Consider the following 13839-nt stretch of genomic DNA (forward strand, 5'->3'; position numbering starts at 1 on the left):
CCGCGGGCATGCGGTCTGTCGCATGCGGTGAATCAATGCTGTGAATTAATGCAGTGAATCAGGGCATTTCACGCTCGATCACTTTTCCCAGAATGGCGGCAAGCTCCTTGACCAGGGGATCGGCAGTTGCGCGGTGATGAATCGCGATTTCGAATGCGGTGATCGGTTGAAATCCGTGTTTGCGATTAAGAACGGTATGTCCCGATGTAACGGCTCTTGGTGGCAGCAGGCTGATTCCTATGCCATGTGCGACTGCTTCCTGAATGCCGGCGAGGCTGGAACTGGTGAAGCTGATGCGCCAGCTGCGACCTGTCGCTTCTATTGCATTGATCATGTCGTCCCGATACAAGCCGCGAAGCGGAAACGTGACGAGAGGAATGGGATCCTGTGCGAAGCAGGGATACCTGGCGCTGTCTATCCATGCCATGGGCTCGGGCCGGCAGAAGACAGCCTCGCGGCTGTGGCGACGTTGCTTCATGAGAATCAGATGGTAACTTCCAGTTTGACCTTGGGATTCTTTCGATTGAAGGCTGCCAAAGCCGGTATGGTTTTTCCGGTGACGAAGTCGTCGGGCACGCCGAGCCGCACGGTGATCGATGCGCCGCCGGAAAGCGCCTCGCCCAGTTGATCGCTGACGGCGAGCAAGTGTCTGGCGTATCCCAGCAGGAGTTCGCCGGCATCCGTCGGATGGATTTCGCGGTGCCCGCGTTCGAGAAGCTGTTGACCGACCATCTCTTCCAGCCGGCGCACCTTCTGACTCACTGTGGATTGCGTGGAATGAAGCCGTGTCGCCGCGGTGGTGAAGCTGCCACAATCGGCCACCATGACGATCGCCTTGAGCAGGTCCAGATCAAAAGGCACTCTATTCGATTTCGGACTGATAGCCATCGGATATTTAACTTCTAAATATGTCGTTGGACTTCTATCATGCCTGAATCGCGTGCCCAACGCTTGAGGTGACGTAGTACAAGTTGCCTTGTCCGAGCGTCGCATCTTTCCGTTTCATCAGGAGATATTCCATGCTCATCGAGCGACTTTCCATCTTTCTAGGAGTTATCGCCGCCATGTTTGCTTCAGTGACTGTCGCTGCCGGAGGTGGCGCACCTGAAAACCAGTTGCGCGATGCGGCCAGAGAAGGAAATGCCGCAGAAGTGCGGCGCCTACTCGATCAGGGCGCGCGTATCGATTCCAGGGATGGTTCCGGCGCAACCCCGCTCCTTATCGCGACCCACAAGAACAACGTTGAAGCGGCCAAGGTGCTGATCGATGCCGGCGCCGACGTCAACGCGAAAGATCGGATCAACGACAGCCCGTATCTCTATGCCGGCGCACGCGGGCATAACGCCATTCTCAAGATGACGCTCGCACATGGCGCTGATCTCAAGAGTACGAATCGATACGGTGGCACTGCGTTGATTCCGGCGGCCGAGCGAGGCCATGTCGAAACGGTGCGCATATTGATCGCGGCCGGCGTGGATGTGGACCACATCAACAATCTGAACTGGACAGCCTTGCTGGAAGCCATATTGCTTGGCAATGGCGGTCCCGACCATGTCGCGATCGTGCGCGAACTGATCAAGGCCGGTGCCGATGTCAATCTTGCCGATGGCGACGGTGTGACCCCGCTGCAGCATGCGCGCCGCCAGGGATACAAGGAAATCGAGAAGATTCTGCTGGCGGCGAACGCACAAGGTTAGTCGGTTCTTCCGTCGTCGAAAAAACACGGCACGGCTTTTGCGGGTCATGCATGCAAGAGAGGTCCGCCATAACCGCTCACTCGATCGGGATGAACGCCGTGCTATCCCAGCGCCAATGCCGAAACGCCGACGGCAATCAATAGCGCGCCCAGAAGACGCTGAAGCTGATCGCCTTCCTTCAGCAGGTGTCCGCCGATCAGGGCGGCGAACAGCATCGACACTTCGCGCGCCGGCGCTACATGCGAGATCGGTGCAATCTGGACCGCATACAGCACAAGGACGTATGAAACGGGGCTGATCGCACCCACGACCAGCGCATACTTCCACTGCTGTTTCCACAGTGCGGTAGCGGACTTCCTGTCGTTGAAGCAAACCGGTGCCAGCACGGCCAGGCGCACAAAATTCCCCATGTAGTCCACCAGAATGGGCGACATCAGCATGAACTTCACCGCATAGCCGTCGACGACCGTATAGCTGGCGATGAACGCGCCGGTGAGCAGCCCATAGGCGATGCCGACGTGTGCGCGCCGCTTTTGAACGGGATCATGCGTCTTGCGCAGCAGCTTGGGGCCGCCGGCGATGAGGAAGACACCGAGCACGACACCCGCAATGCCGAAGCCTCCGAGTGTGGACAATGTTTCACCAAGAAACAGCAAGGCAAAAAGGGAAGACAGAAGCGGGCCGGAGCCGCGCGCCATCGGATAGACGACGGTGAGATCAGCCTTGCGGTAGCCGCGCAGCAGGATGACGTAATAGCCGACGTGCAGCAATCCGGTCACCACGATCAGCAGCCATTCGCGCCATCCCCAGGCCGGCACGGCATCCATTGCAATCCAGATGCCGACCGGCGCCCAGACGATCGCCAGGAAGACGCTCGTGAAGAATGCAAAGCGCGCATCGCCGCCGGCCTTCTTTGCCGTGATGTTCCAGCTGGCATGGATGAGTCCGGCAACGAGAACGAGCGCGAGGGCAGAAAGAGGCATGACGTATACGCGTGGGCTTGATCCCTTCCTTGAAGGGGAGCCTGTTTGAAACGGTCGGCTTTTCGAACATCGGCCGTGCGCCGACGCTTCGAAGAATGAAAGCCGCGCGCATTGAAACTGTTACGGCTTCGTGACAGAGATTATGAGGCATGACGGGTTTGCTGTCTGCCTCAGGAAAGAATGCGCGGGGTGAATGGCAGCTTGCAGAAACAACGTGGGTACGGCGCGAAAACGTCTTCGCGCCGACGGCTTGAGGATGGCGCTATTGAGAGAAGAGTCGAGTGCGTACTAGGGTCTGGCGGAAAGAATCATGTCCAGCTGTCCGGCATTTTCCTCGCTGGCCTGATCCATCAGAATGCCGACGCGATATCCCTTGAGTCCGACAAGCGTGCAATAGGCGACGGCGCCGGTGAGGTTCAGGGTGGCGATGCGTCCGTCGACCAAGGTACGGAAGTGGATGCTGCAGGAGCGGCCGATCTTGACGGGCGTATCCATCATCAAGCCGACGACCTGTTCCGAAACGTCGGTCGTCTGTACCGACAGGGTCATGGCGCCGGTTTTCATCCAGCGTTTGCGATGAAAGACGATTTTTTTTTCCGTGCGTTCGTTTTCGCCGGGATGAAGTAATGCAATTGCAGTCACGATGTGTCGAATCCGTACAACGAATATCGTGATTGTGCGTGGCATTTATGACCGCATGATGGCGACTTGTGGAATGGCTTTTTCGTTGCCGTAACGGCAATGGCAAAAGCGGAATGCGAGGCAACGATTGCGGCGGTAAAAAAAAGCCGGCATGGGCCGGCTTTTTTGCTTCGTTATCGAAAGATCTACTGCAGCACAAACTTCTGCGTCTTTACCGCCTTCGAATCCAGCCCGATCTCGACATTGAAATCTCCGGGCTCGGCAACGTATTGCAGTTGCGCGTTGTGGAATTTCAGCTTGCTCTCGTCGATCGTGAAGCGCACCACCTGTTGCTCGCCGGCCTTCAGCATCACCTTGCGGAAATCCTTCAGTTCCTTGACCGGCCGCACGACCGAAGCGGCAACGTCCTGGATATACAGCTGGACAACCGTCGCGCCGTCACGCTTGCCGGTGTTCTTCACCGTGATGGCGGCTTCGATCTTGCCGTCACGTGCCAGCGTGTCGTTCGACAGCGTCACGTCGGACAGCGAGAACGTCGTATAGCTGAGACCGTAGCCGAATGGATAGAGCGGACCGTTCGGTTCCTCGAAGTATTGCGACGTGTAGTTACCCGGCTTGCCTTCGGTGAACGGCCGGCCGACGCGTTGATGGTTGTAGTAGGCGGGAATCTGGCCGACCGAGCGCGGGAAGGTGATCGGCAACTTGCCCGACGGATTGACGTCGCCGAACAGCACGTCGGCAATCGCGTGGCCGCCTTCGGTGCCGCTGTACCAGGTTTCGAGGATCGCGTCGGCGTTGTTGCGCTCCCAGTTCAGTGCGAGCGGACGGCCGTTCATCAGTACCAGCACCAGCGGCTTGCCGGTTTTCTTCAATGCTTTCAGCAGCGCCAGTTGATTCGCTGGCAGATCGAGGCTGGTGCGGCTAGACGATTCGTGCGACATGCCACGTGCTTCGCCGACGGCAGCGACGATGACGTCCGACCGTTTCGCGATCTTCACCGCCTCGGCGATCATCGCTTCCGGCTTGCGCTTGTCCTGCACGACTTCCGGCGTATCCCAGTTCAGGAAATTCAGGTAGTCGACGATGCGCTTGTCTTCGGTGATGTTGGCGCCGCGCGCGGTCAGCAGTTTCGCCTTGCCGGCCAGCGCATCCTGCAGGCCCTGCTTCAAGGTGATCGATTGCTTGGCGACGCCGGCGGCGGACCAGCTGCCCATCATGTCGATGTGCGCATCGGCGAGCGGACCGACCAGCGCAATCGTGCCTTGCTTCTTCAGTGGCAATGTCTGGTTGCGATTTTCCAATAACACCATCGACTTGCGCGCGACGTCGCGGGCTTCTGCACGATGCAGCCGGTTTTCCGCATTGATGTCGGCCGGATCGTGCGAGCCGTCGCCGATGCGCAGATACGGATCGTGGAACAGGCCCATGTCGTATTTCGCGCCGAGGATTTCGCGCACCGCATTGTCGATTGCGGCCATCGGCACCTTGCCGGAGCGTACCAGTTCCGGCAGTTCCTTCAGGTAGATCTGGTCGGCCATGCTCATGTCGATGCCGGCCTTGATTGCCAGCTCGGCGGCTTCGCCTTCATTGCTGGCGACGCCATGCTTGATCAGCTCGAAGATCGCGCCGTGATCGCTGACGGTCAATCCCTTGAAGCCCCAGTCCTTGCGCAACAGGTCCTGCAGCAGCCAGGTATTGGACGAGGCCGGCACGCCGTTGATCGAGTTCAGCGCGACCATCACCGCGCCGGCACCGGCATCGACCGCGGCGCGATACGGTGGCAGGTAGTCGTCGTACATGCGCATCGGATTCATGTTGACGACGTTGTAGTCGCGCCCGCCTTCCACCGCGCCGTACAGCGCGAAATGCTTGACGGCCGCCATCACGCCATTCGCGCCGATCGGCGATTTGCCGTCCGCTCCGCGATCGCCTTGCAGTGCTTTTACAGAAACGCGTGCGATTTCCGAAACCAGATATGGATCTTCGCCGAATCCTTCGGAGGTGCGGCCCCAGCGCGGATCGTGCGTGATGTCGACCATGGGTGCGAAGGTCATGTCGATGCCGTCGGCGGCTGCTTCGATGGCCGACGTGCGCGCGCTCAAGGCAATTGCATCCATGTCCCAGCTCGATGCCTGCGCCAGACTGATCGGGAACGTCGTGCGATGGCCGTGCACGACGTCGTAGGCGAAGAACAGCGGAATCTTCATGCGGCTCTGCCTGACCGCGGCATCCTGCAGCGGCCGGTTCTCGGCGGGCGTGACGGTATTGAACGAGCCGCCGATGCGGCCGGCGGCGATTTCCTTGATCAGCTGCGGCTTGGGCATGTCGGCGCCGATGCTGATCAGGCGTAACTGGCCGATTTTTTCATCCAGCGTCATCTGCCGCATCACGTCGGCGATGAAGGCGGGTTTGTCGTTCAGCAATGCGCGGTTGATGTCGGCATGCGCCGGTGCACTGAACAAGCCGGCCGCTACCACCGCCAGCGTGCAGAGCAGGGCCAACGGGCGACGCGCGGGAATAAAGCAGGAAGTTAAGCAAGAAGCAGAAATAGAAGCTGAAGAAGCAGGTGGGCGATGCGGGTTCGTGATGGCGTGATGTGGCACTGGTGATCCGATCCTTTGAAAATACGATGCGCCATGTGAGGCGACTTGAGCAACTTGGCGGAATGCCGCGCCCAGCGGGCCGGCGGCAGGCGTTGCGGACGGGAAATGGTCCGCTTTGCGGGCGGCGAAGGCGGCTTGCCCGCGTGCTATTCTGTTTCGTTTTTTGCAAGGGCACAAGTGCGGAGCCGAACACAGCGCGATGGAAAAGCCGTAAAAATTGCGGTCAAAAGCATTTCCGCATGCAAACAAATGCAACCATGTGCGCGCGGCGGCATCTGAACAGCAGCATCATTCTGGAGAGATTCGTGATTTTCAACGCTTTCAATATTTCCGCTCGTCAAAAAATTCCCGCCATCCTGTTTTCTGCCGTCTCCGCCTGTTCGCTGCTGCTGGCCACGCAGGCCCATGCCTTCTCGCTGGACGACGTGACGGCCAAAGCCAAGGCACTGGCTGCCAAGCCGTATGCGGCACCGGTCAGCAATCTGCCGCCGGCCTTCAGCAAGATGCAGTTCGGCGATTACGTGAAAATCCAGCCGCGCCGCGAGACTTTCGAATGGCGCAGCGAACGCACGCCGTTCAAGCTGGCCTTCTATCACCAGGGCATGCATTTCAATACGCCGGTGAAAATCAGCGAGATCGTCGGCAACGACGTCGAGGAAGTGCACTACGATCCGGCGCGTTTCGATTTCGGCGGCCTGTCGTTCGACAGCAAGACGACCAGCAAGCTGGGCTATGCAGGTTTCCGCGTGCTGTATCCGATCAATCGCGCCGACAAGGAAGACGAGATCATGAGCGTGCTCGGCGGCAGCTATTTCCGCGTGATCGGCAAGGGTCAGGTGTACGGCTTATCCGCACGCGGTCTGGCGATCGATACCGGATTGTCGAAGCCGGAAGAATTCCCGCGCTTCACCGAATTCTGGATCGAGCGTCCGGCGCCGCAAGATAAACAGATGGTCTTCTACGCCTTGCTCGATTCGCCGCGCGCCACCGGCGCCTACCGTTTCGTGCTGACGCCGGGAGCGGATGCCGTGCTCGATGTGCAGGCACGCGTGTTCATGCGCGGCGAAGTCGACCGTCTCGGCATCGCACCGCTGACCAGCATGTTCCTGTTCGGACCGAACCAGCAATCGAGCAAGCGCAATTTCCGTCCGGCGATCCACGATTCCAACGGCCTGGCGATTCATACCGGTTCCGGCGAATGGCTGTGGCGCCCGCTGAACAATCCGCAGAACGTGGAAGTGAGCTCCTTCCAGGTCGACAATCCGAAAGGCTTCGGCCTGCTGCAGCGCGGCCGCAATTTCGCCAACTTTGAAGACCTGAAGGATCGCTACGATCTGCGGCCGAGCGCGTGGATCGAGCCGCGCGGCAACTGGGGTAAGGGCGTCGTGCAGCTGGTTGAAATCCCGACCGCCGACGAAACCAACGACAACATCGTCGCCTACTGGTCGCCGGCCGAAATGCCGCGCAAGGGTGTGCCAATGGCGTTCGATTACCGGATGCACTGGACGATGGACGAGCCGGCACTGTTGAAGAAGGATGTTGGCTGGGTCAGACAGACTTTCCATACCGACGGCGAGCTGACGCAGGCAAATCTGATCCGCCATACCGACGGCACGATGGCGATGCTGGTGGACTTCGAAGGTCCGGCGCTGGCGAACCTGCCGTCGGATGCGCCGGTGCGTCCGCAGGTCAGCGTCAGCGACAACGCGGAACTGGTCGATACGCAATTGCAGCCGAACCCGGCAATCGGCGGCTGGCGGCTGACCTTGCGCATCAAGATCAAGGATACGGCGAAGCCGGTCGAGATGCGTGCGGCACTGGTGGATGGACAGCGTGCGCTGACCGAGACGTGGAGCTATCAGCTGTCGCCGCGCTCCAACGTGCAGCGTGCCTTTTGATGCGGAACAGCGTAGACAAGAAATAACGATTGGCGCCGAAAGGGCGAAATAAAAAAGGGCGATGCCTTGGCATCGCCCTTTTTTATTTGTCGAAATTACGGCTCTGTCGTGATGCCGTTGCGATTACGCCGTCAGGCAGGCATCGAGATTTCCGACAGCGTCGCGCCGACCGCCTCGATATCCGCGCTTTCCACGGCAAAGTCGCCGAGCGCGACAATGCCGACTAGCCGCTTTTGCGCATTGACGATAGGCAGGCGACGAATCTGGTGATCGCTCATCAGGCGTGCGCCTTTTTCCAGCGAATCGTCCTCGTAGGCCCAGACGATGCCGTCCGACATCGCTTCGCGCACCTTGGCGGTCGGCGGCTTGCCTTCGGCAATCGCGCGTACGGCAATGTCGCGATCGGAAATCGCGCCGATCATCCGATCGTTCTCGCCGACCGGCAGCATGCCGAAATCGCCGTCGCGCATCTGCTGCGCGGCTTCCTTCAACGACGCTTCCGGGCTGATCACCTGCACATCGCGGTGCATGACTTCCTTCAGTGTCTGCATGTCAGTTTCTCCTGATCGTTTCCTGATCGATTAAAGATGAAGGCGAAGTGCATCGCACCCGGCGTCATCCTTTTCTCATACTCTGTCACGCAATGTCGTCACGCCGCTTTCTTCCGCGCAGTGGTCGCAGCAGAACATGCGGCCCTCTGCATCTTCCAGCCCGTGCCCGATGATGCGCATCTTGCAGTGCGCGCATGACGGCGCCAGCTTGTGGATCGCGCATTCGAAACTGTCGAACGTCCAGCTCTTGCCGGCTTGCGTGATCTGAAAAGCCTTGTCGTAATCGTTGCCGCATTGATCGCATTTCGCCATGCGTGTTCTCCGTCGATCGATGTATTAAAAATCCGGCGTTTAATTGAGTCTATTGAACGCCTATCTCGCCAGCGCTTTCTGCAACTGGGACTTGTTCATCTTCGAGCGGCCATGAATGCCTTTGTGGCGCGCCTCGTTGTACAGCTGCTCATAAGTGCGTCCGGCAGCGCCGCTGTGCGAACGCTGGCCGCCGCGGCGCGACGGCGACATGTCGTGTGTCGAGGAACGGCTGCTTTCCTTCGCTTCACCATGTTGTGCGCGTTCCTTGTTGACGGTGCGCGCGGCAATTTCCTCGGCGCGGCCGGCGCTGCGGCCGCCGCGGCTGCGCACGCTATCCTTGATGTGCTGGTATTGGCGTTCGCGCTTGTTGCTCCATTTGCTTTGCGGCATGTCGTTCTCCTTGATGGAATCCTTCGCAAAAAGGATCAACTCCGTGTTCAGCTCCGTTCGATGCCGCGCCGTCCGCGCGGATGATCGGAAGTCTGCCAGTCGGTGCTGCGATAGTCGGGGCCGCCGGCAGTGCGATAGCCGTTGTTGAACTGTGCGCCGCCGGCGCTGTAGCCGCGGCCGAACGTGGCGTTGCGGTTGCTTTTCGATTGCGTGCGTTTGCGTGTGTCCATTGCCGATCCTTCTTTCGGTTGAAAAGAGGAAAGCAGGCCACGTGGCCTGCCGCGATGTTGAAAAGTCTACGCTTGCACGCTTGTCATGCCTGTAGGATTTCCCGGCGACCTCGCGTCAGAAAAACAAGTGTCGTGCGCCTGGGAAACAGAGGAATCGCGAACGAGGAACGCCGCAACTTCGTGCCGGGTGGCCTGTCAGACAGATTCACGATGACGGGAGGTCCAGATGAGCACGCCACATCCGCCGATACCGCCGGAGATTCCGGTTGTCCCCCAGCCGCAGCCCGAGATTGCGCCGTACGAAGTGCCGGAGCCGGAAATCCCGCCGCCATCCGATCCGACGATTCCGCCGGGGCCGCGCGAACCGGAAATCGTGCCTGAACACACGCCGCCGGAAGCACCGCCGACACCGCCAGAGCATCTGCGGTAGTCGGCTGCGCTGAAGAACGCATTTCCGTTATACAGCGGAAACAAGAAAATTTCCTTTATTTCCCTCTGTGCGGATGATTGAAGGCGAGGAAGTGGCGCACCACGGGAGGAGATTCCCCGCGATGAAAGCGCAATACCTCTTCCTGAACATCAGCGTCGGCCTTGGAGACGCGTTTGTGCTGGCGCAAATGTTCGGCCCAGGATTCGACTTGAAACCACTCAAGTATCAGTGCAGGATTGGCTGAATCCTCCGCCACGCCCCAAGCGTAGGCACCGTCACGACGACGCTCGGCCGACAGCCGCGCCACCGCCTGCAGGAAAGCTGCGCGTTCTTCCGGCGCGATCTGGTATTCGATCTGGATCAGCACCGGCCCGCGATCATGTTCGATGGGTGCAACCGTCAGCGGTTCCGGCCAATGGTTGGACGGCATCAGATCGGCCTCTCCCATGGGCAGCTTAACCCGGTGCGCGATCAGGCCGACCAGTACCAGTCCACCTGCACCCACTAGTAGTGCGAGTGGCACACCGATCGCTTCGGCCGCAGCACCCCAACCCAGACTGCCGGCAGTCATGGCGCCGTTGAACACGGTCAGATACACCGCCAACGTACGACCGCGCACCCAGTTCGGCAGGATCGCCTGAGCCACGCCGTTGAGTGTAGTCAGCGCCGTGATCCAGGCAGCACCCAATACCAGCAGCGCAGCGACTGCCGCCCATTGCGGCGGGGCGACGGACAGGAAGGCCATGACCGCGGCGGTGACCAGTGCCGCTGCCAGCAGTAGGCCGTCGGCGCTCAGCCGCGCGCGCAACTGGGGCATGACGATGGCGCCACAGATGGCGCCCAGTCCGACCGCGCCAAGCAGGATGCCGTAGAAGCCGGCGCCACCGCCCAGCAACTGGCGCGCCACCAGCGGCAACAGCGCCCAGACCGCGCTGGCCAGTGCGAAGAACAGGAAGGCGCGCAGTAGTACGACGTGCAGTTCTCGGCTGGCGCGCGCATAGCGCAGCCCGGCGCGGAAAGCACCCGCGAAACGTTCGCTCAGCACGTCCTGTTCGGCCACCGGCCGCCGCCACCACAGCAGCGCGGCAATGACGAAGACATAGCTGACGACGTCCACGCCGTAAGTGAACGCCGCACCCAGACTGGCTAGGATCAGCCCACCCAATGCAGGGCCGACTGCGCGCGCGATATTAATGCCCAGCGAGTTCAGGGCAACGGCGCTCTTAAGGTCCTTTCTTTCGACCAGTTCAGGCACGATGGCTTGCCAGGTCGGTCCCATCAGCGCTGCGCCAATACCGCCGACAAAGGTCAGCGCTACTAACGACGTCACCGACTGCAGGCCGGCGGCCGACAGCAGCATCAAGCCTAGGCTGGTGCAACCCAGCAGCAACTGAATGCCGATCAGGAATTTGCGGCGGTCGAGAGTGTCGGCCAGTACGCCTGCAGGAATCGCCAGCAGAAACACCGGCAGCGTCGCAGCGGCTTGCACCATGGCCACGGCCGCCGGCGAAGGAGACAGGTCTGTCATCAGCCAGGCGCTAGCGACGTCGCGAACGAAGCTGCCGGTATTGCCAATGACGGTGGCGATCCACAGGACGGCGAAAAGCGTCTGCCGTAGCGGAGCAAAACCACCAGTGGAAGCGGATTGCGGAGACTTGTTCATGATGTCTCTCGTTCTTTCAGATCGAGCCAGGCTACCAGCAGGAAGCCGCCGACCAACCCCAGATGCTCGAAGAACGAATTGGCTGCCATGAAGCGTTCCTGACCGGCGGGTAGTTCCCAGAAACGCAGGGCGATGCCGGTCGCCAGCAGGGTGAAGCCGGCCAGCGCCAGCGCACCGAGCCAGCGCAGCACGCCGACGAGGATCATCACGGAAGCGCCTAGTTCGAGCACGATGACGCCGGCTGCGAACAGTGGTGCCGGCGACAGGCCGAAATGCGTCATTTCGCCGATCGCTCCGGAGAAATCCGTGAGTTTGATCAGTCCGCCTTGCAGGTAGGCGGCGCACAGGCCGAGATAGGCGATGAAACGCATAGTGCGGCTGGCCAGCAGCGTGCGAATCAGGCCGGTCGGCTTGTGATCGGAAGAGTAGTACGTTGACATGCCGCGTGCCTTCCTTTTATACGTTTTCTTGTGCGTTTCTCATACGGCCCAGCACGAGCAGCCGAGCGCTCCGAAGAAACCTTTCAGGTCCGACGCCGGCACTTTCGACGCCCACGCACCAGCATGGTCGTGACCGTGCAGCCCGCAGGCGCTGGCGCAGCCGCAGGAAGCAATGGCCTGATAACGCGCCGGATGCAGCGAGTTGCGGCCCGCGCCTTCCGGTTCGCCCCATGCACCATAGCCCTTGAAGATACGCGTCGGCGACCAGTCCGGCATCGCCGGCGGCACCGGATTGTCGTCCAGCGAGGCAAACGTGCCGGCGCCATAGACGACGCGGCCGCCGACCACGGTCAGGTCCGACGTCAGGAAGGAAATCTCGTCCTCCGGCACGCTGAAGAAATCCTTGCTCGGCACAATCAGGTCGGCGAAATGGCCTTTCTTGATGCAGCCGCGTGCGCCTTCCTCGTTGGAGAACCACGCGACCTTTTCGGTCCACATGCGCAGCGCGGTCTCGCGGTCCAGACAGTTGGCGCGCGGATAGAGCTGCATGCCGCCGACGGTCTTGCCGGTAATCATCCACGACAGCGACACCCACGGGTTGTAGGAAGCCACGCGTGTGGCATCGGTGCCGGCGGAGACCTTTACGCCCTTGTCCAGCATGCGTCGGATCGGCGGCGTAGCCTCTGCGGCCTTCGCGCCATAGCGCTCCACGAAGTATTCGCCCTGGTAGGCCATGCGGTGTTGCACGGCGATACCGCCGCCGAGTGCGGCGATACGGTCGATGGATTTGTCGGAGATGGTTTCGGCGTGGTCGAAGAACCAGTTCAGGCCCGTGAAGGGAATGTCGCGGTTGACCTTCTCGAACACGTCGAGCGCGCGCGAGATGGTTTCATCGTAGGTAGCGTGCAGCCGCCACGGCCAGCGGTTCTGCGCGAGGATACGCACCACTTCCTCCAGCTCGCCTTCCATCTCGGGCGGCATATCAGGACGAGGCACGCGGAAATCCTCGAAGTCGGCGGCGGAGAACACCAGCATCTCGCCGGCGCCGTTGTGGCGGAAATAGTCGTTCCCCTGCTTGTACTTCACGCTCGACGTCCACTTGAGGAAGTCTTCTTTTTCTTCCTTCGGTTTCTGCGTGAACAGGTTGTAGGCCAGACGTACCGTCATCTGGTTTTCGTCGGCAAGCTTCTGGATCACCGCGTAGTCGTCAGGATAGTTCTGGAAGCCGCCGCCGGCATCGATGACGCCGGTCACGCCGAGTCGGTTCAGTTCGCGCATGAAGTGGCGCGTGGAATTGACCTGATAGTCGAACGGCAGCTTCGGCCCTTTCGCCAGCGTCGCGTAGAGAATGGTCGCATTGGGTTTGGCCAGCAGCAGGCCGGTCGGGTTGCCGCTGGCGTCGCGTACGATCTCGCCACCCGGCGGCGCTGGCGTGTCCTTGGTGTAGCCGACGGCGCGTAGCGCGGCGGCGTTCAATAATGCGCGATCGTACAAGTGCAGCAGGAAGACCGGCGTGTCAGGTGCGATGGCGTTGATTTCGGCGATGGTTGGCAGGCGCTTCTCGACGAACTGATGTTCGGTGAAGCCGCCGACCACGCGCACCCATTGCGGTGCGGGTGTAATGGCGACCTGGCGCTTGAGCATGTCCAGCGCGTCGGCCAGTGAGCGCACGCCGTCCCAGCGCAATTCCATGTTGTAGTTCAGGCCGCCGCGCACGACGTGCGTGTGGTTGTCGCACAGGCCCGGTAGTACACGCCGGTTCTGCAGATCGACGATGCGGGTGCCGGAACCGGCCAGCGCCAGAATTTCCTTGCCCTGACCCACGGCGACGAAGCGGCCGTCTTTGACGGCGATGGCATCGGCTTCGGGATGGGTGGGATCCAGCGTCGTGATGCGGCCGTTGTGGAAAATGATGTCGGGGGAATCCATGGCGGATGCTCCTTTGTCGAGGGAGTTGGCAATAGCGTTACGTCCCGGCATGCCGTTCAGTGCGAGCGTGG

General features: G+C 60.6%; 13 protein-coding genes and 1 pseudogene. 3 read left to right on the plus strand and 11 right to left on the minus strand.

The window, feature by feature from the left end; translation table 11 throughout:
• Positions 1–58: 58 nt before the first annotated feature.
• Positions 59–888, minus strand: a pseudogene (locus tag ACO1VH_RS13490) (LysR family transcriptional regulator).
• 131 nt (positions 889–1019) lie between these two features.
• Between ACO1VH_RS13490 and ACO1VH_RS13495 the strand changes: the two are divergent.
• Entirely contained in the window at positions 1020–1697 is a 678-nt protein-coding gene (locus ACO1VH_RS13495; protein ID WP_486244984.1) for an ankyrin repeat domain-containing protein, read from the plus strand.
• A 101-nt stretch (positions 1698–1798) separates the two neighbouring features.
• Here ACO1VH_RS13495 and ACO1VH_RS13500 read toward each other — a convergent pair whose 3' ends face one another.
• From ACO1VH_RS13500 to bglX, 3 genes are all read right to left on the minus strand, one after another.
• Positions 1799–2680: an EamA family transporter gene (locus ACO1VH_RS13500; protein WP_486244985.1), complete on the minus strand. Its 882-nt coding sequence runs from the start codon at positions 2678–2680 to the stop codon at positions 1799–1801.
• A gap of 288 nt (positions 2681–2968) precedes the next feature.
• Positions 2969–3229: a hypothetical protein gene (locus tag ACO1VH_RS13505; RefSeq protein ID WP_486244986.1), complete on the minus strand. Its 261-nt coding sequence runs from the start codon at positions 3227–3229 to the stop codon at positions 2969–2971.
• 278 nt (positions 3230–3507) lie between these two features.
• Entirely contained in the window at positions 3508–5823 is a 2316-nt protein-coding gene (gene bglX / locus ACO1VH_RS13510; RefSeq protein ID WP_486244987.1) for a beta-glucosidase BglX, read from the minus strand.
• 485 nt (positions 5824–6308) lie between these two features.
• Here bglX and ACO1VH_RS13515 point away from each other — a divergent pair, with 485 nt between their 5' ends.
• A complete protein-coding gene (locus ACO1VH_RS13515; protein WP_486245150.1) occupies positions 6309–7823 on the plus strand; it encodes a glucan biosynthesis protein G in 1515 nt (504 codons plus the stop codon).
• Positions 7824–7954: 131 nt separating this feature from the next.
• Here ACO1VH_RS13515 and ACO1VH_RS13520 read toward each other — a convergent pair whose 3' ends face one another.
• The 4 genes from ACO1VH_RS13520 to ACO1VH_RS13535 all read right to left on the minus strand — a co-directional run bounded on the left by ACO1VH_RS13520 (position 7955) and on the right by ACO1VH_RS13535 (position 9306).
• Complete coding sequence (locus ACO1VH_RS13520) at positions 7955–8374, minus strand: CBS domain-containing protein (protein WP_486244988.1); 420 nt, start codon at positions 8372–8374, stop codon at positions 7955–7957.
• A gap of 75 nt (positions 8375–8449) precedes the next feature.
• On the minus strand, positions 8450–8686 hold the full coding sequence (locus tag ACO1VH_RS13525; protein WP_486244989.1) for a hypothetical protein: 237 nt from the start codon (positions 8684–8686) through the stop codon (positions 8450–8452).
• A 60-nt stretch (positions 8687–8746) separates the two neighbouring features.
• Complete coding sequence (locus ACO1VH_RS13530; protein ID WP_486244990.1) at positions 8747–9076, minus strand: plasmid stabilization protein; 330 nt, start codon at positions 9074–9076, stop codon at positions 8747–8749.
• A gap of 47 nt (positions 9077–9123) precedes the next feature.
• On the minus strand, positions 9124–9306 hold the full coding sequence (locus ACO1VH_RS13535; protein ID WP_486244991.1) for a hypothetical protein: 183 nt from the start codon (positions 9304–9306) through the stop codon (positions 9124–9126).
• A gap of 226 nt (positions 9307–9532) precedes the next feature.
• Here ACO1VH_RS13535 and ACO1VH_RS13540 point away from each other — a divergent pair, with 226 nt between their 5' ends.
• Positions 9533–9736, plus strand: coding sequence for a hypothetical protein (locus tag ACO1VH_RS13540; protein ID WP_486244992.1), 204 nt, complete (start codon positions 9533–9535; stop codon positions 9734–9736).
• A gap of 55 nt (positions 9737–9791) precedes the next feature.
• On the opposite strand, the gene ACO1VH_RS13545 is transcribed toward ACO1VH_RS13540, so the two are convergent.
• The 3 genes from ACO1VH_RS13545 to ACO1VH_RS13555 all read right to left on the minus strand — a co-directional run bounded on the left by ACO1VH_RS13545 (position 9792) and on the right by ACO1VH_RS13555 (position 13768).
• Positions 9792–11399, minus strand: coding sequence for an MFS transporter (locus ACO1VH_RS13545; protein ID WP_486244993.1), 1608 nt, complete (start codon positions 11397–11399; stop codon positions 9792–9794).
• Positions 11396–11770, minus strand: coding sequence for a DoxX family protein (locus tag ACO1VH_RS13550; RefSeq protein WP_486245151.1), 375 nt, complete (start codon positions 11768–11770; stop codon positions 11396–11398). Before ACO1VH_RS13550 ends, ACO1VH_RS13545 begins: the two co-directional genes overlap by 4 nt.
• Before the next feature lie 108 nt (positions 11771–11878).
• Complete coding sequence (locus ACO1VH_RS13555) at positions 11879–13768, minus strand: amidohydrolase (protein ID WP_486245152.1); 1890 nt, start codon at positions 13766–13768, stop codon at positions 11879–11881.
• Between the last annotated feature and the right edge of the window lie 71 nt (positions 13769–13839).

It is taken from the genome of Oxalicibacterium sp., assembly GCF_057353965.1.